This window comes from Acuticoccus sp. I52.16.1, from assembly GCF_022865125.1.
GTDB lineage: Bacteria > Pseudomonadota > Alphaproteobacteria > Rhizobiales > Amorphaceae > Acuticoccus.
In genome coordinates this window covers 2,292,975-2,309,138 of record NZ_CP094828.1, presented here as the reverse complement: position 1 = coordinate 2,309,138, position 16,164 = coordinate 2,292,975, and the positions used below count along the sequence as shown (strand labels likewise).

Genomic DNA, 16,164 nt, shown 5'->3' with positions numbered 1-16,164 from the left:
TGGGTCAGCCGGCGAACACGCCGTCGAGGATGAGCTTGAGCGAGACGAGGAACAGGGCCGCATCGAGGATGCGGTAGAAGACCGCCTCCGGGACGGTGCGGGTCAGCCAGATGCCGGCGAATGCCGCTGCGAGAGCGACGGGGATCAGCGCCAGCGAGAGGCGCAACGTCTGGGTCTGAAATCCGCCGAGAGCCACGTAGGGGGCGACTTTCACGGCGTTCACGATTGAGAAGATCACCACCGTCGTCCCGGCGAAGGTCGGCGGGTCGAGGCGCTGCGGCGACATGTAGATCTGCCATGGTGCGCCACCGGCGTGGGACACGAAGCTGGTGAAGCCGGACAGCGCCCCCCAGAACACCCCGGCGAGCGACGACGGGCGGCGGGCCCCGGTCGATTGCACGGCGAACCAGCGGGCGAGGCAGTAGACGACGCCGGTTAGGCCGATGACCACCATGACGGCGCCGGTCGAAACCATCGCCGCCGTCGCCCAGCCGAGCGCGACACCACCCAGCGCCGCCGGCAGCAGCAGGATCACGAGGCGCCGCTCGACGGTACGCCGGTAGGACAGAAGCCCGACGACGTCGCTCGCCATCAGCACCGGCAGCAACGTCGCCGCGGCGGTGATCGGCGGCATCACCAGCGACAGCGTCGGCACCGCGAACATCGACGCGATATGCAATCCGCCTTTGGCCAGGCCGATGAAACTCGCGGCGATGAATGCGGCGGCGACCAGGGTGGGATCGAAGGTCATCGACCGGCTGTCCGGACGAGTGGGACGCAATAGTCGCGGTCGAAATAGAGGAGCGGCATGGCCCCGCTGGTCTCCACGTCGGTCACTTCCCCCACGAAGAGCCGGTGCGATCCGAGGGCGATCGCGTCGAGCCTGAGACAGTCCACCACGATCGCCGCGTCTTCCAGGCTCGGCTCGCGGCCGTCGCCGCGGTCGATCCAGCTTGCGCAGTCGAAATCGTACGGCGTTCCCTCCGGTGGCCTGCCGGCGAACGTGTCGGCAACGTGGGCGTGGTCCTCTCCGAGGACGTGGACCGTGAAGTGCGTATGGTCCTCGAGGGCCGCGCACATCGGACTCGTCGCGCGGATACACACGGAAACGAGGGGAGGATCGGCCGACACGGAGGCGAAAGAGCCGACCGTGAGCGCGCGGCGGGCGTGCGGTGCCCCCGTCGAGACCACGCTCACGAGTGAGGCCGCCCGGCGCATTGCCGCGAGGAAGGCGTCGCGCTGCGGGGGGCTCGTCTCATCGGCCATGTGGAGGTAAGCCGCCCCCATCACAGCGCCGGATTGTCGATCGGCAGGCCGAGCTTCATGCGCCCGAAGGTGCCGAGGTTGGCATCCCAGTTCTGGGTGATGTGGCGCGCCGCGGCACTGATGTCGCGGTAGTAGCGTGACAGCGGATTTCGGTCGTAGATCGCACCGCCGCCGCCCGCGTCCCAAACCACGGCCATGGCACGGGCCGAGAGCTGTCCGGCGAGCGCGGCCTCGGCACGGAACTGGGCACGCTCCTCCAGTGTCGGCAGGCGGCCGCTCTCCAGGATCGCGGTGGCGAGGTCGCAGGTTCCGTAGATCAGCTGACGCGCCGCCTTCAGGCAGGTCACCGCTTCAGCCACCTTCACATGGTGGGTGTTGTAGTCGGCGACCTTCTTGGTGGACATGCGTGCCACCCGGCCGACCGCCTGATCCAGGTAGGTCGCGACGCCGCCTTCGGCGATGCCGAGCTGCGCCGAGCCGATCATGCTTCCGAACATGGCGTAGTTCGGCGCCTGAAAGACGACCGGCTCTCCATCGTATCGCGGCGCCCGCCCACGCAGGAATTCGCCGTCGAGGGTCATGTGCCGCGGCACGAAAACGTCGTCGATGCTCACGTCGTTGCTGGCCGAGCCCTTGAGCCCGATGGCGTGCCAGGTGTCGATGATCTCGAACTGCTCGCGCGGCAGGATGAGATGCAGGTCGATCAGGCGATCGCCATCTGGAACAAAGGCGGTGAAGAGTGCGAAATCGCAGACATCTACGCCGCTGACGAAGGGCCAGCGCCCGGAGAGCCGGTAGCCGCCATCGACGACCGTCGCCTTACCGATTCCGGGAATCAGGATCCCGGATAGAAGCGCCGTCGGGTCTGCCCAAACGGTCTCCTGCGCTTCCTGGGGCCACTGCGAGACCATCATGTTGTGGGTGATGTTCTGAGCGAGCACCCATGCGGTCGAACCGCAGCCGCGCCCGATCGCCGACAAGACCTCGACCCCCGTCCGAAACGGCGCCTCGGCGCCACCGAAACGGGCGGGCTGAAAAATGCGATGGATCCCGGCCCGACGGATGGCGGCGCAGTTGGCGTCGGCGGGACGACGAAGCCGTTCGGTCTCGTCGGCATGGGCCCCTACGACCTCGGTGAGGGCGTTGGCACGGGCGATGATGATCTCGGCGTCGGTCGCGTCCTCGGACGCGATGGATCGACCAGCGTCCGTGTCGGCGGGCAGGACATTATTCAAGAGTCGGCTCCGGAAGAGGGCATCGAGATGCCTTTATGGAATGCGTGTTCTAGAACACGTGACCCATAACCGGGGCAACTTGATCTTTTGTGCAGCATGGGTGATTTTTTGTGCAGCGCCACATGGCGGCGAACACGGAACGAAGGTCCCACCCATGCCAAAGCTCGGAATGGAGATCATCCGCCGCCGTCAGGTGATCGACGCGGTGGTCGTGATCTTGAGCGCTCAGGGCTGGCGAGACCTCACGATCCGCGAGATCAGCGACGTTTCGGGCGTTTCCGCCGGCGTCATCACGCACTACTTCGGCGCGAAGCAGTCGATCATCGCGGACACGATCAATGACGTGAACCAGAAGGTCATCGGCTATCTGAGCGCGATCGAGGAGACGTCCGCCGCCACAGCGCGGCTGGAAGGCTTTGTAGACCTCTGCGTCAACCATCAGGCGTATGGGCTTCCCCCGCCACGCTACTGGATGGCCGTGTACGGCCGCTCTCCGTTCGACGCAGGAATATTGTCGGAGATGCAGCGACTGCACGGTGCAATCACGGGCTTCGTCCAACGCGCGATCGAGGCCGGCGTGCGCGGCGGTGGGTTGAGGCCCGTTGGCCCGGTCGAGGATGTCGCCTTCGAGGCATCGGCGCTGATCTACGGCCAACTGATCGGCTCGGTTCTCGCCGCGTCCGAAATGCCGGTCGAGCGCAGTCGGGAGGCCCTGACCTCGGCCCTGAGTGGGCTGGTCGGCGCCACGCTCGAGCCGCGGCCGGTGCGCGTCCTCGGGACCGATGCCCTGTGATCGGAGCCGCCCTGCAGGTCGCTGGCGTACTTATTGCGTGGAGGCTCTTGCCGACCGAAAATTGAATGAAGGGCCGTTATCGATGTCTGTGATCCACAAATGGCCGGGGCAGCCTGCTGCGGGTCTGGACGAAGATTTGCTGATCGCGCGGGCCGTGGATCTTCTTCCGCAGTTGCGCACCCAGCGCGCGGCGACCTACGCCAATCGGGCGATCATCCCGGAGACGATGGACGTGATCCGCCGCTCTGGCTTGCAGCGCCTTTTTCAACCCGGTCGCTTCGGCGGAGCCCAGGCGCCTATCGGTGCCTGTATCGACGTGCTGATCCCGACGGCCGGCGGTTGCCCGTCGACGGCTTGGTGCCTGGCCCAATATATCATGCACAATTACATGCTCGCGCGCTGGCCGGCAGCGGCACAAGAGGCCATCTGGGGCCAGGATCCGACCGCCCTGATCGCCGGCATCATCATTCCGAAGCTGGGCCGCGCCGAGAAGGTGGACGGCGGCTACCGCGTCACCGGTCGTTGGCCCTTCGTGAGCGGGGTGATCGGGTCCGACTGGTGCCTCGTGGCGACGACGGTCAAGCGCGACACTGGCCGAGAGGACGAGCGCTATTTCATGATCCCGACCGCCGAGGTCGATGTCGAGGACACATGGCACGCGATCGGACTTCAGGGCTCGGGGAGTCATGACATCTCGCTGCACGACCACTTCGTGCCCGACGCGATGAGCCTGTCGATCGACGCGTTGAAGACAGGCCCCTCGCCAGGAGCGGCTTTGAACACGGCAGCGATCTACCGGCTGCCCGTCCATATGACGTTCGGCATTCTTCTGGCCTCACCATTGATCGGCATGGCGGAGGCCATGTTCGAGACGTTCCTCGAGGATTCCCGCGAGCGCCGCTCCCTGATGACCAATCTCGAAACGGCGACATACGGGACGGAGCAGATGCTGGTCGGCGAGGTATCCGCTGCGCTGCAGGCGGCCGAGGCGTTGCTGAGAGCCGACGCGGCGGAAATCGCGGCATTCGCCGCGAGCGGCCGGGAGCTTACGCCGCTGGAGCGCTCGAACTATCGAAGCAACGGCAGCTACGCCGGCAAACTGGTCCGCGAAGCCGCCCAGGCGGTCTGGGATCTCGCCGGCGCTCGTGGGGCTTACGACGACAACCCGATTGCGACCTACTATCAGGACATCGCTGTTGCGAGCCGCCACACCACGATGAATTTGCGAGTGAATGCGACCGAGCACGGGCGAGCGCGACTGCGTCTGCCTCTCACCAGCAACAGTTTGTAAGACGCGGCTCGTGGAGTGGGCGGAGCAGTGAGATCCGATCCAGCTCAGAGCGAGGAGACGAGGTGGCCGCCGTCGACGGCGACGACGGAGCCGGTCATGTAGCTCCCGGCCGCCGAGCACAGGAGCAGCAGCGGGCCGTCCAGTTCCTCAATCTGCCCGAGGCGGCGCTGCGGGATGCGCCGGACGAGCGCGGAGCCCGCCTCGCTGTCGAAGAAGTCGCGGTTGAGATCGGTCGACATGTAGCCGGGGCACAGCGCGTTGACCCGGACGCCGTAGCGCGCCCACTCCAGCGCCATCGCCTTGGTGAGTTGCACGAGGCCGGCCTTGGAGGTGGCGTAGCTCGCGACCTGGCCGGCGACGCGCAGCCCGAGGATCGAGGCCACGTTGACGATCGCGCCGCCGCCGTCCTCGCGCATCGCCTCGGCCACCGCCCGGCCGACGAGGAACGGTCCGCGCAAATTGGTATCGAGGACCCGGTCCCAGTCCGCGGCATCGTGATCGAGCAGCGATTTGGTGACGGTGACGCCGGCGTTGTTGATGGCGGCGTGGATGCGCCCGTGCCGTTCGCGGACCAGTGCGACGGCTTGGGAGACCGACGCCGCGTCGGTCACGTCGAGCGCGATCGCGTCCGCGCGGCCGCCGGCGCGGCGGATCTCCTCGCAGGCGAGGGCGAGTGCGTCGACCCGGCGCGCGGCGAGGACGACGGACGCGCCGTGCCCGGCGAGCATGCGGGCGAAGTGGGCGCCGAGCCCGCTCGACGCGCCGGTCACGAGCACGGTGGTGCCGTCAAGTTCGAACATGGCGGGCTCGTTCGGTCAGGGGTGCAGGCGTTCGGGTGGCCGAGGCGCGGGTCGAGGCGTGCGCCGTCATGCGGTCGGCTCGCGGATGCGCTCCAGGAACGGGGCCCCGGTCTTGGCGCGGACTTCGTCGAGCGTGACCGCAGGGGCGAGCTCGACCAGCGACAGCGGGCCGCCGCGCTGGGCGAACACGAACACGCCGAGGTCGGTGATGACCTGATCGACCACCTGCGCGCCCGTCAGGGGCAGCGAGCAGCGCTCGACGATCTTGGGCGCGCCGCTCCGCTCGACGTGTTCCATCAGCACCGTGACCCGGCGTGCGCCGGCGACGAGATCCATCGCCCCACCCATGCCCTTCACCATCTTGCCCGGCACCATCCAGTTGGCGAGATCGCCGGTCGCGGAAACCTGCATCGCCCCGAGGATCGACAGGTCCATATGCCCGCCACGCACCATGGCGAAGCTGTCGGCGCTCGACATGTAGGCCGTCGTCGGCGTCTCGGTGACGGTCTGCTTGCCGGCGTTGATGATGTCGGCGTCGGCCTCGCCTTCGAGCGGGAAGGGGCCGATTCCGAGCATTCCGTTCTCGCTCTGGAACGTCACCGTGAGGTCCGGCGCGAGGTGGTTCGCGACCAGCGTCGGAATGCCGATGCCGAGGTTGACGTAGAAGCCGTCACGAATTTCGCGGGCGGCTCGCCGGGCGATATCGTCGCGCGTCCAGGCCATCATTCGGCTCCGACGCCGTCGGGGATGCGCTGCCGCGTCGTCATGCGCTCGATCCTCTTTTCGTATCCGGGGCCCTCGATCAGGCGGTCGACGTAGATGCCCGGCGTGTGGACGTGGTCGGGGTCGAGCGTGGCGGCGGGGACGACGGCTTCGACTTCGGCGACGGTGGTCCGCGCGGCGGTCGCCATCATCGGGTTGAAGTTCTGCGCCGTCTTTCGGTAGACGAGGTTCCCCTCGGCGTCCGCCCGCCACGCCTTGACGATGGCAAGGTCCGCCGTCAGCGCCGTCTCCATGATGTGAGGGACGCCATCGAAGACTTCGACCTTCTTCCCCTCGGCGACCATCGTGCCGTAGCCGGTGCGCGTGAAGAATGCCGGGATCCCCGCGCCGCCCGCCCGGATCCGTTCGGCGAGCGTGCCTTGCGGATTGAATTCCAGCTCGAGCGCCCCGGCCAGGTACATTCGCTCGAACATCTTGTTTTCGCCGACGTAGGAGCTGACCATCTTCCGGATCTGGCCCGCCGCCAGAAGGATGCCGAGGCCGAAGTCGTCGACGCCGCAGTTGTTCGAGATCACCGTCAGGTCTTTGACGCCGGCGCGGCCGATCGCGGCGATCAGATGTTCCGGGATGCCGCACAGGCCGAAGCCCCCGGCCATCACCGTCATCCCGTCGCGCAGCAGGCCGTCGAGGGCGCAGTCCGCGTCGCTGTGCAGTTTCTGTCTCAAGTCGCGGATCCTTCGTCTCGATGATCGCGAGGGCGTGGAGGTCTCGTCCGAGCGGAGCCGGCGCCGCCTGTCGGTCGCGCCGGTCGGTCCGCGGCGCTCATCCCGGCAGCGCGGCGGTGTGCGCCTGCGTCTCGGCGTGCGAGCCGAACGCCAATTCCGGGTAACCGCCGGCTGAACTGTTCTCGCACCAGGTCCGGAAGTTCGCCGCGCCGCCGCGGTACATCACGACGTTGCGCGCTTGCTTGCCCTCGACGTTGGTGTTCACGCCCGTCATCCAAGAGTCGATCTTGCTGCTGAGGGGGATCTGCGCCACCTCGCGGGCGTGGTCCGTCCACGCCGCCTCGGCCTCCGGGCGTGCATCCACGACGTTGAACCCGTGCTTGCGCATGTGGACGATGACGTCGGTGATCCAGTTCACGTGGTACTCGAGGGCGCGCGGGATGTTGCCGAGCGCCGAGAGCGGACCGCCCGGCGTGAAGAAGTTGGGAAAGCCGGAGATCTGCAGGCCCAGGTAGGCGCGGGGCCCCTCGGCCCAGGTGTCCTTCAAGGTCCGGCCGTCGAGGCCGCGGATGTCGATCCGATCGAAGCTGCCGGTAATGGCGTCGAACCCCGTGGCGTAGACGAGCATGTCGAGTTCGACCAAACCCTCGGTCGTCTGAACGCCGGTCGGGGTGATCCTCACGATCGGTGTCGCCTTGAGATCGACGAGGTCGACGTTCGGCTGGTTGAACACCTCGTAGTATCCCGTCTCCAGAGGGACGCGGCGGTTGCCGAAGCCATGATCCTTCGGGATCAGCTTCTCGGCGGTCACGGGATCCTCGACCCGCTCGCGGATCTTGGCGTGGATGAACTCGGTGATCGTGCGGTTGGCGGCGGCGTCCGTCATCGTGTCACGGAAGTTGCCCTGCCAGATTCCGAGACCGGGCTCGCCGTACAGCTTCTCGAAGAAGGCGAGCCGTTCCTCGTCGCTCACCGACAGGGCGCCGCGCGGATCGGTGTCGTGGATGAACCAGTTGCCGCTGGTGGCGCAGCGCGTGAACACCTCGTCGTAGGTGGCCTTGAGCGCGGGCTGCTCGGCCTCGGTGATCGGCCGGTTGTTCAGCGGCGCACAGTAGTTCGCGGTGCGCTGGAAGACGGTGAGGTGGCGCGCCGTCTTCGCGGCCTCCTGGATCGTCTGCACACCGGTGGCGCCGGTGCCGATGACGCCGACGCGCTTGCCCGCGAAGGTGACGGGCTCCCGCGGCCAGCGCGCGGTATGGTATGCCTCGCCGGCGAAGCTTTCGACGCCGTCGATGCGCGGCAGCGTCGGCACCGTGAGTGGGCCGACCGCGGCGACGACAAACTGTGCCGTGGCGCTGCTCCCGTCATCCAGGGTCAGCCGCCAGCGATTGGCGTGTTCGTCATACTGCGCGCTGACGACGAGACTGTTGAAGGTGATCGAGGGCCGGAGGTCGAGCCGGTCGACGACGAAGTCGTAGTAGCGCAGCACTTCCGGCTGCGAGGCGAAGTGCTCCGACCAGTTCCACTCGTCGAGGATCTCCTTCGAGAACGAGTAGGCGTAGGAGTAACTTTCCGAATCGAACCGGGCGCCGGGATAGCGGTTCCAATACCACGCCCCGCCAGGGCCGGAGCCGGCCTCGAAGGCATGAACCCTCATGCCGAGCTCACGCAGGCGATAGAGCTGGTAGATCCCGGCGACGCCGGCGCCGATGACGACGGCGTCGTACTCGCGAGAAGGCTCTCTCACCTTCGGACGATGGCTGTCACCTGACGGAGTGATGGTCGCCGATTGAAGGCGCATGGCACCGTGCTCCCCACTGATTGTTCCGCCCCACGGGTCGCGCCCAAGAAGACAGAGGCGCGACGACGCCGTTGGCCGACGTTCTGAGTTACGCTATTATGTTGGTACTTATATGTTGATCGAGACACTCCGGCAAGCGGCTTTCTGGCGGGGCGGATCGGCAAAGCGACCGACCGCCTGACGAGGCTGGGAGCCCAACAGGAAAGAAACGACGAATGGCAACGCTATTTAGGGAGATCGCCTCGGGTCTACGCTTCCCGGAGGGGCCGGTCTGGTGCGCCGACGGCACGCTCCTGGTCGTCGAGCTGGAGGCCGGCGCGTTGACGCGGATCGGGCTGGACGGCTCGGCCGAGCGTGTCGCGATCCTCGGCGGCAGCCCGAACGGGGCGGCGATCGGACCGGACGGCGCCTGCTACGTCTGCAACAGCGGCGGCTTCGCCTGGCACGAAGACGCCGAAGGCCTGCGGATGACCGGACAGGGCACCGCCTACTCCGGCGGCCGGATCGAACGCGTCGATCTTGCGACCGGCGCCGTGACCCGGCTCTACGACCGCACTGAGCACGGCGAGCTGCGCGGGCCGAACGACCTGGTGTTCGACCGGCACGGCGGCTTCTGGTTCACCGATTCGGGAAAGACGCGCCCGCGCGACATGGATCGCGGCGGCGTGTACTACGCGCACCCTGACGGATCCTCGATACGCCAGGTGATCTTCCCGCTGATGACCCCCAACGGCGTCGGCCTCTCGCGCGAGGAGGACAAGCTGTACGTGGCCGAGACGCCGACCGGCCGTCTCTGGGAGTTCGACGTCGTGGCGCCCGGCGAGGTGGCGCCGCTGCCCTGGCCCTCGCCCAACGGCGGGCGGCTGCTCGCCGGCCTGCCGGACTATCAACTGCTCGACTCGCTGGCTGTCGACAGCGAAGGCTCGGTCTGCGTCGCGACGCTCATGAACGGCGGCATCACAGTCGTTTCGCGGGACGGGGTGCGCCATCTGCCGCTGCCGGACCGCTACACGACGAACCTGTGCTGGGGCGGGCCGGATTTGCGCACCGCCTACGTCACGTTCGGCCAGAGCGGCCGCCTCGTCGCGCTGGACTGGCACTGCGCCGGCCTGGCGCTGAATTTTTCCCGGTGAACGCGCGGACGGGGGGATCGGCGACAATGGATGTGAACGGAAAAGTCTGTGTGGTCTCGGGCGGTGCGTCCGGCCTGGGGCGCGGCGCGGTGCAGGCGCTGGCGGAGCGCGGCGCCCATGTCGCGGTGCTGGATCTCGCCGGGCCGGGCGCGTTACCGGCGGGCGGCGAGGGCAACATCGCCCACTACGCCTGCGACATTACCGACGACGCGGCCGTCGCTCGCGCAGTGGACGATGCCGTCGCGCGGTGGGGACGTATCGACGTGTGCGTCAACTGCGCTGGAATCGTGGCGAGCGGGTCCCTGCTCGGGCCCCAGGCGCAGGATCGCTTCGAGGCCTTCCGGCGCACGGTCGAGGTGAACCTCACCGGCACCTTCATCGTCATGGCGCGCACCGCCGAGCGGATGGCGCAAAATGCGCCGGGGCCGGACGGGGAGCGCGGCGTCATCGTCAACACCTCGTCCATCGCCGCGCTCGACGCCAGCAGCAGCGCCGCCTACGCGGCGAGCAAGGGGGGCGTCGCGTCTCTCTCGCTGACCGTTGCGCGGGAGCTGGGCGCGCACGGTATCCGCGTCAACGCGATCGCACCGGGCTTCATGGACACCGCCATGTTCAATGCCCTGCCCGACGATTGGACAGCCTCGCTGGTCGCCAGGACGGTGTTTCCCAACCGGCTCGGCGACCCCGCCGAGTTCGGGGCATTGGTGCTGCACCTGGTGGAGAACCGGTTCTTCAACGCGGCGCTGATCCGCTTCGACGCCGGTGCGCGGGTCTGATCCCGACGCGTATTGTTCGGCTGGTCCGCGCCGGCATATGCGGGCCCGCAGCGGCTCAGGCCGGCGCCCGCGTCGCCTCGCCCATCGGCTCGAAGAAGTAGGCGTACCGGTCGTCGGCCATCGCGTCGCTCAGCGGCATCAAGTCGGTGCCCGCCCGCTCGCGGAGCGCCGCGACGGTGGCGGCGAGGTCGTCGGTCTCCACCTCGTAGATCGCGAGGTAGCGATAGGGCGACGGCGTGGCGGCGCGTTGCAGCGGCGCGAGGTGAAACCGCTGCGCCGACACCACGCCCGGCAGCGCGACCACATCGGCGAGGTGCTGACCGGAGTACCATTCGTTGAACTCTTCCTCGCGCCCCGCGACCGCGTTCGTCAAAACGACCAGCGAATATTTTGGCATCGGTTCCTCCTATGACCTATGGGCGGCGTCGATGGCAGCCCGCATCGGGATCTCGCGGCGCTCCAACTCCCCGACCTCGTAGCGCCGCGGCCCGTCCGGCGTGCCCGCGTATTCGTGAATGACGCCGCGCGGATCGCCGACCGCCGCGAGCGAGAGCACGGCCTCTGCCATCTCGTCCGGCGAAAAGACGTAGCTGCCGGTGGACGTCGCGGCGCGTAGATTCGGCCCGCCCTGCGCCATCTGCGTATCGACGAGGCTGGGGATGAGCGCGTTGACGCGGATCCCGTGCGGCCAGAGTTGCTCGGCAAGGCCCCGTGTGAACGCCAGGATGCCCGCCTTGCTCGCCGAGTACGAAAGGATGTGCGGTTGACCGCGCGAGCCGCCGCGCGAGGACATGTTGACGATGACGCCGCCGCCGGCCGCCTTCATCACCGGGACCACGGCCTGCGCGGCCAGGAACATGCCGACGAGATTGACTTCGACGACGGCTTTGAACGAGGCCGGCGGCACGTCCTCGATCCGCTCGTGCCGGTGCATGATGCCGGCGTTGTTGTGGAGGAGGTCGACCCCGCCGAACGCCGAGACCGCCGTGTCGACGGCTTGGGCGACGGCCTGCACCGAGGTGACGTCGGTGCGCACAAACACGGCCCGCTCGCCGCCACCGAGTTCCTCGACGATGCGGCCCCCGGCCGCCGGGTCGAGGTCGGCAATGACGACCTGGCCGCCGGCCTTCGCGAAGCGACGCGCGACCGCGGCACCAATTCCGGTCGCGCCGCCCGTGACCAACGCGACCTTACCCGTCCATTCGCTCATGCACGCCGCCTCTCCAGCACGGGCCCTCTGAAGGCCCTGTCAATATGTTGGAACATATTGACGTGCGACGCTTCGATCAACGGCCCGTTGCGGCGACTTATTCCAGGCTGAAGGCCAGCTCGAACGCGTAGCGCTCGACGGGATAGACGCTGACGACGATCTCGCGGCAGTTTCCATCCTCGTTGATCATGCCGTGCATCACCTTGAGAGCGAGGCTGTTGTGCGGGACTTCGAGGGTCCGGGCGAGCGCCGCGTTGACTTTGATCGGAAGCAGCATGGTTTTCGTGCGCGTCATCTGCTCGCCGCGATGCTCCTCGATCAGACGGAACTGCTGTCCGGAGCGCCCGCCGACAAGCCGGGAAAGCTCGCCGAGATCCGGCGCGAGGTAGATCTGCGTCCACGACAGGGGCTGCTCGTCCTCGGAGACGCGGAGGCAGTCGACGCGATGCCACGCTTCGTCGCCGGCGTCGGACCAGACGGCGTCGAGTTCGGACGTCAGCGGACCCTCGACCCGGCGCTGCACCACGAGCTTGGTGCGCTGGCTGAGCCGCAGCAGCGAGGCCTGCGGGTCGAGGTCCAGCCGCACCTTCGACTTCGAGTGCTTCATCATCACTCGCGTCCCGGCCCGCCGCCGACGGTCGAGCATACCGGCGTCGGCGAGGTGACGGAACGCTTCGCGCACGGTGTTGCGGCTCACCGCCAGTTCGCTGGCGAGGTCGACTTCGCGTGGCAGGACGCTGCCGACCTCGTACTCGCCGCGCTCGATCCGTTCCTTGATCGTCGTCGCGACCTGGTTCCACAGCGGAGTTGGCATCTTGTCCTCAAAATCTTCACCGCGGCAGCTATCACGTTAGCACCACCGCCGGAAATCGTAGCTTCTCATTCTGCGCGCGAAAAATATGTTGGTACTTAAAGGCGCGCATGTTAGCGTGACTCTCAACGCAGAAAGAGAAACGACTTTAGGGATGGCAGGCAGCCGCAACGGCCGCCGTTCTCGGAATTCGCACCGGATTCTTCAAATCTCTTGATAGTCGCGCGGCGTCGGCCGGCGCTCGTCCGCCGTTCGGCCGGCCGCAGCTCGGTGCAGGATCATCAACGATACGAAGGAGGTGAGTTATGAAATACAGTCGCTCCGAAGCTAAGCAGTGGGTGAAAGACAATCTCCGAGGCTACTCGGTAACCACCACCACCGCGCTGAAGCCGGATCTCGAACTGGACATCGAGGGGATCCGGTCCAACGTCGACCGTTACCTCGCCCTGCCGGGTGTCAACGGGCTCTATATCGGCTCGCTCTACCAGGAATTCTGGACGCAGACGCTCGAGGAGCGCAAACGCGTCACCGAGACGATGCTGACGGAGGCCAACGGTCGCGTTCCGACCATCGTCAACGTCTCCCACACCTCCTACAAGGACACGATCGACCTCGCCAAGCATGCACAGTCCTGCGGCGCCGATCTCGTCATGGTGTGGCCGCCGTATTACGGCCCGCGCAACGACGACGGCATCCTCGGATACTATAAGAAAGTCGCCGACAGCCTCGACATCGGCCTGTGCGCCTACTCCGCGACCTTCGCCGAGCTCGGCTTCTACATCACTCCCGAGCTGATGGCGAAGATCGCCGAGATCGAGACCGTCGTCGCCGTCAAAGAGGCGTCGTTCTCGCTCGACCGCTTCTCGGCGATGATGCAGACGGCCGGCCACCTCGTCGAGGTCAGCGCGCCGCTCGAGGAATACTACTTCTTCGGCAAGACGGCCTTCCCGGAGGTGACGCCGAAATTCATCATCGGCTCGTCCCGGCCGATCTACATGCAGACGGCCGAGAAGCCGAACTGCGCCGAGTTCTGGGCAGCGATCGAGAGCGACGACATGGACGCCGCACGCAAGTCGCTGGACAAGATCCTGCGCGTCGCGAACGAGCTTCACAGCAAGTATCTCGCCAAGGGCACGCATCACGCGACGCTGATGAAGTACATCACCTCGCTCTACGGCTTCGCCGCCGGTCCCGTCCGCCCGCCGCTGACCATGCCGACCGAGGCGGAAAAGGAGAACGCACGCAACGTGCTGGCGGCCAATGGCCTGCTGCCGAGCGAACAGATCCTGCACGCCGCGCAGTAGTCTCGGAGGGCTGCGCGGGTCAGGGCACGCAGCCTCCCGCGCAACCATAAAAAGCCAAAACATAAAGGGGAAACGCATGTCTAAAACGCCTATCCGTACGCTCCTGTTCGGCGCGGCGCTCGCACTGGCCGTCGCGCCGTGGCCGGCCCAGGCCGAGCCCGGCGTCACCGACGACGAGATCGTGATCGGGATGTTCTCCGCACTGTCCGGTCCGCTCATGGTCAACGGTGCCGACCCGCTCAACGCCGCCCGTGCCTACTACGAGGACGTCAACGCGCGCGGCGGCATCCACGGCCGCAAGATCCGCACGGTCATCGAGGACGACAAGTGCGTCCCGGCCGAGTCGAACGCCGTCGCCCGCAAGCTGATCGCGGTCGACAACGTCTTCCTCCTCAACGGCGGGGCGTGTTCCGGTGCGGTCGTCGCATTGCAGGACCTCGTCAACCGCGAGAAGGTGCCGCACGTCTTCATCAACGCCTCGGGCGACACGGCCGTCTTCCCGCCGACGCGCTATCAGTTCGGCTCGATCCCCGGCACCCAGCGATCGACGATGGCCGCGGTGGTGAGCTTCTCCACCGAGCAACTGAAGGGCAAGCGCCTTGCGCTCATCGGCCCGGACGACGACATGGGCCGCGCCGCCTACCGGTTCGTCAAGGCAGTCGTCGAGAAGGGTGGAGCCGAGCTCGTCGCCTACGAGGTGGTGCCGAACAACGCCACCGACGTCACCGTGCCGATCGTCAACGTCCGCGCGGCCAAGCCGGACGTGCTCATGCTCGCGACCTACCCGGCGCCGACCATCCTCGTCGTGCAGAAGGCGTATGAATACGGCCTCGACCTTCCGATCGTCTCGGCGATCCAGGGCGTCTCTTCCGCGCCGGAGGTGTTCGCCAAGAGTGTCGGCGACAACGGTGCGCTGGAGAACTTCTACTACACCGTCCCCCTCGCCGGCCCGCTCGGCGGCCCCGAGTTGAAGCCGTTCTACGACCTCTTCGCCAAGTACAATCCGGACCGAGACACGCCGACCCTGACGATGCCCTACGGCTTCCCGTCCGCGATGGCTGTCGTCAAGGCACTGGAACTGGCCGGCCGCGACCTGACACGCGAAAAGTTCGTCGACGCGCTGGAGCAGGTGGACTTCGACTCCGGCATCATGGTCTCCCACATCAAATTCGGCCCGGATCGGCGTGACGCCATGCGCGGCCAGGTCGTTCTCAAGTACGACGGCGAGACCCTGACTCGGATGCCCGACGTCTACGAGTGGGACCAGATCGTCCCGCCGGACAGCCCTGCCCTGAACTGAACTCGATGAATCGGCCGGCGGCGAAACCGTCGGCCGTCCCCTTCGATCGGCCGCGTCGGCCGAACACAAGCAGGACACACCAGGGATGTGGCAGGGATTACTACAGGCCGCCGTCAGCGGCGTGGTGACAGGATGCGTCTATGCTCTCGTCGCCGTATCGATCGTGTTCGTCTACAAGTCTTCGGAAGCCGTGAACTTCGCCGCCGGTGATCTCGTGATGGCGGGCGCCTATCTCGGCCTGTTTCTGCTGACGTCGGCGGATGCCAACTATGCCGTCGCCTTCCTCGTCGTCGGGATTGCGATGTTCGCGGTCGGCGTCGCATTCGAGCGGACGGCGATCATCACCATCGTGCGGCGCAACGCCGGCCGCACGCGCGATGCCGCGCTCATTCCGATCGTCATCGCGACCTTCGGCCTCTCCTACATCATCAAGGGCCTCATTCGCGTCAGCCCCTATTCTGACGACGTCTACCGGCTCCCCACCGTGTGGCGCGGGCCGCCGATCTTCATCGGCCAGCTGGTCATCCCGCGGCAGGACATCGTCGTCGTCGGTGTGACGATCGCGATCATCGCCGGCTTCTGGTTCTTCTTCAGCCGCACGCTGATCGGCAAAGCCTTGCAGGCGACCAGCCAGAACGCGCGGGCGGCCGTCCTCGTCGGCATTCCGATCGGCCGGATGCGCGCCATCGTCTGGGCGGTCGGCGCCTGCATCGCCGGCCTCGCCGGGGTCCTCCTGGGCTCCAAGCTGCTGATCACGCCGGAAATGGGCAACATCATGATGTTCGCGATCGCCGCCGCCGTCATCGGCGGGTTCTCCAACCTCCCTGGGGCCATCGTCGGCGGGATCACCGTCGGCGTGCTGCAGAACATCATCGGGTTTACGCTCGGCTCGAACGTCCTCGCCGTCGCCCCCTTCCTCGTCATCATGATCGTGCTCGTCACACGCCCGCAGGGCTTGTTCGGCGGGTCGTCAAGCTCGGTCAAAAAAGTCTAGGT

At 66.9% G+C, this 16,164-nt stretch carries 17 protein-coding genes; 7 read left to right on the top strand and 10 right to left on the bottom strand.

Going from position 1 to position 16,164, the window contains the following annotated elements; translation table 11 throughout:
* Window positions 1–4 precede the first annotated feature (4 nt).
* The 3 genes from MRB58_RS10455 to MRB58_RS10445 are packed head-to-tail and all read right to left on the bottom strand — an operon-like array spanning window position 5 to window position 2,501.
* Complete coding sequence (locus tag MRB58_RS10455; protein ID WP_244781649.1) at window positions 5–751, bottom strand: sulfite exporter TauE/SafE family protein; 747 nt, start codon at window positions 749–751, stop codon at window positions 5–7.
* A complete protein-coding gene (locus MRB58_RS10450) occupies window positions 748–1,266 on the bottom strand; it encodes a flavin reductase family protein (protein WP_244781648.1) in 519 nt (172 codons plus the stop codon). The genes MRB58_RS10455 and MRB58_RS10450 overlap by 4 nt, the downstream gene beginning before the upstream one ends.
* A gap of 20 nt (window positions 1,267–1,286) precedes the next feature.
* Complete coding sequence (locus tag MRB58_RS10445; protein WP_244781647.1) at window positions 1,287–2,501, bottom strand: hypothetical protein; 1,215 nt, start codon at window positions 2,499–2,501, stop codon at window positions 1,287–1,289.
* Between the two features lie 169 nt (window positions 2,502–2,670).
* Between MRB58_RS10445 and MRB58_RS10440 the strand changes: the two genes are divergently transcribed.
* Window positions 2,671–3,294: a TetR family transcriptional regulator gene (locus MRB58_RS10440; protein ID WP_244781646.1), complete on the top strand. Its 624-nt coding sequence runs from the start codon at window positions 2,671–2,673 to the stop codon at window positions 3,292–3,294.
* Window positions 3,295–3,376: 82 nt separating this feature from the next.
* Window positions 3,377–4,585 carry a hypothetical protein gene (locus MRB58_RS10435; RefSeq protein ID WP_244781645.1) on the top strand — a complete coding sequence of 403 codons (1,209 nt, stop codon included), beginning with the start codon at window positions 3,377–3,379 and terminating at the stop codon, window positions 4,583–4,585.
* Window positions 4,586–4,629: 44 nt separating this feature from the next.
* Here MRB58_RS10435 and MRB58_RS10430 read toward each other — a convergent pair whose 3' ends face one another.
* From MRB58_RS10430 to MRB58_RS10415, 4 genes are all read right to left on the bottom strand, one after another.
* Complete coding sequence (locus MRB58_RS10430; protein WP_244781644.1) at window positions 4,630–5,385, bottom strand: SDR family NAD(P)-dependent oxidoreductase; 756 nt, start codon at window positions 5,383–5,385, stop codon at window positions 4,630–4,632.
* Between the two features lie 66 nt (window positions 5,386–5,451).
* Window positions 5,452–6,108: a 3-oxoacid CoA-transferase subunit B gene (locus MRB58_RS10425; protein WP_244781643.1), complete on the bottom strand. Its 657-nt coding sequence runs from the start codon at window positions 6,106–6,108 to the stop codon at window positions 5,452–5,454.
* Complete coding sequence (locus tag MRB58_RS10420) at window positions 6,108–6,833, bottom strand: CoA transferase subunit A (protein WP_256461719.1); 726 nt, start codon at window positions 6,831–6,833, stop codon at window positions 6,108–6,110. Before MRB58_RS10420 ends, MRB58_RS10425 begins: the two co-directional genes overlap by 1 nt.
* 97 nt (window positions 6,834–6,930) lie before the next feature.
* Window positions 6,931–8,580 (bottom strand): NAD(P)/FAD-dependent oxidoreductase, encoded by a 1,650-nt coding sequence (locus tag MRB58_RS10415; protein WP_244781642.1) that lies wholly within the window; start codon window positions 8,578–8,580, stop codon window positions 6,931–6,933.
* Between the two features lie 269 nt (window positions 8,581–8,849).
* Between MRB58_RS10415 and MRB58_RS10410 the strand changes: the two genes are divergently transcribed.
* The gene (locus MRB58_RS10410; protein ID WP_244781641.1) at window positions 8,850–9,767 is read left to right on the top strand and encodes an SMP-30/gluconolactonase/LRE family protein; all 918 of its coding nucleotides are present in this window, start codon (window positions 8,850–8,852) and stop codon (window positions 9,765–9,767) included.
* Window positions 9,768–9,793: 26 nt separating this feature from the next.
* Complete coding sequence (locus tag MRB58_RS10405; protein ID WP_244781640.1) at window positions 9,794–10,543, top strand: SDR family oxidoreductase; 750 nt, start codon at window positions 9,794–9,796, stop codon at window positions 10,541–10,543.
* A 55-nt stretch (window positions 10,544–10,598) separates the two neighbouring features.
* On the opposite strand, the gene MRB58_RS10400 is transcribed toward MRB58_RS10405, so the two are convergent.
* The 3 genes from MRB58_RS10400 to MRB58_RS10390 form a co-directional block, all read right to left on the bottom strand.
* Complete coding sequence (locus tag MRB58_RS10400; RefSeq protein ID WP_244781639.1) at window positions 10,599–10,940, bottom strand: VOC family protein; 342 nt, start codon at window positions 10,938–10,940, stop codon at window positions 10,599–10,601.
* A 9-nt stretch (window positions 10,941–10,949) separates the two neighbouring features.
* Entirely contained in the window at window positions 10,950–11,753 is an 804-nt protein-coding gene (locus MRB58_RS10395; RefSeq protein WP_244781638.1) for an SDR family NAD(P)-dependent oxidoreductase, read from the bottom strand.
* Between the two features lie 97 nt (window positions 11,754–11,850).
* Window positions 11,851–12,567 carry a GntR family transcriptional regulator gene (locus tag MRB58_RS10390; RefSeq protein WP_244781637.1) on the bottom strand — a complete coding sequence of 239 codons (717 nt, stop codon included), beginning with the start codon at window positions 12,565–12,567 and terminating at the stop codon, window positions 11,851–11,853.
* Between the two features lie 335 nt (window positions 12,568–12,902).
* Here MRB58_RS10390 and MRB58_RS10385 point away from each other — a divergent pair, with 335 nt between their 5' ends.
* From MRB58_RS10385 to MRB58_RS10375, 3 genes are all read left to right on the top strand, one after another.
* Window positions 12,903–13,868, top strand: coding sequence for a dihydrodipicolinate synthase family protein (locus tag MRB58_RS10385; protein ID WP_244781636.1), 966 nt, complete (start codon window positions 12,903–12,905; stop codon window positions 13,866–13,868).
* A 76-nt stretch (window positions 13,869–13,944) separates the two neighbouring features.
* Window positions 13,945–15,168, top strand: a complete 1,224-nt coding sequence (locus tag MRB58_RS10380; protein WP_244781635.1) for an ABC transporter substrate-binding protein — start codon at window positions 13,945–13,947, stop codon at window positions 15,166–15,168.
* Window positions 15,169–15,253: 85 nt separating this feature from the next.
* Complete coding sequence (locus MRB58_RS10375; RefSeq protein ID WP_244781634.1) at window positions 15,254–16,162, top strand: branched-chain amino acid ABC transporter permease; 909 nt, start codon at window positions 15,254–15,256, stop codon at window positions 16,160–16,162.
* Window positions 16,163–16,164: the final 2 nt, after the last annotated feature.

Excerpts from the sequence above, each read along its gene's own strand:
- MRB58_RS10455 (WP_244781649.1), bottom strand. The coding sequence starts at position 751 with ATGACCTTCGATCCCACCCTGGTCGCCGCCGCATTCATCGCCGCGAGT.
- MRB58_RS10450 (WP_244781648.1), bottom strand. The coding sequence starts at position 1,266 with ATGGCCGATGAGACGAGCCCCCCGCAGCGCGACGCCTTCCTCGCGGCA.
- MRB58_RS10440 (WP_244781646.1), top strand. The coding sequence starts at position 2,671 with ATGGAGATCATCCGCCGCCGTCAGGTGATCGACGCGGTGGTCGTGATC.
- MRB58_RS10435 (WP_244781645.1), top strand. The coding sequence starts at position 3,377 with ATGTCTGTGATCCACAAATGGCCGGGGCAGCCTGCTGCGGGTCTGGAC.
- MRB58_RS10430 (WP_244781644.1), bottom strand. The coding sequence starts at position 5,385 with ATGTTCGAACTTGACGGCACCACCGTGCTCGTGACCGGCGCGTCGAGC.
- MRB58_RS10425 (WP_244781643.1), bottom strand. The coding sequence starts at position 6,108 with ATGGCCTGGACGCGCGACGATATCGCCCGGCGAGCCGCCCGCGAAATT.
- MRB58_RS10410 (WP_244781641.1), top strand. The coding sequence starts at position 8,850 with ATGGCAACGCTATTTAGGGAGATCGCCTCGGGTCTACGCTTCCCGGAG.
- MRB58_RS10405 (WP_244781640.1), top strand. The coding sequence starts at position 9,794 with ATGGATGTGAACGGAAAAGTCTGTGTGGTCTCGGGCGGTGCGTCCGGC.
- MRB58_RS10400 (WP_244781639.1), bottom strand. The coding sequence starts at position 10,940 with ATGCCAAAATATTCGCTGGTCGTTTTGACGAACGCGGTCGCGGGGCGC.
- MRB58_RS10395 (WP_244781638.1), bottom strand. The coding sequence starts at position 11,753 with ATGAGCGAATGGACGGGTAAGGTCGCGTTGGTCACGGGCGGCGCGACC.
- MRB58_RS10390 (WP_244781637.1), bottom strand. The coding sequence starts at position 12,567 with ATGCCAACTCCGCTGTGGAACCAGGTCGCGACGACGATCAAGGAACGG.
- MRB58_RS10380 (WP_244781635.1), top strand. The coding sequence starts at position 13,945 with ATGTCTAAAACGCCTATCCGTACGCTCCTGTTCGGCGCGGCGCTCGCA.
- MRB58_RS10375 (WP_244781634.1), top strand. The coding sequence starts at position 15,254 with ATGTGGCAGGGATTACTACAGGCCGCCGTCAGCGGCGTGGTGACAGGA.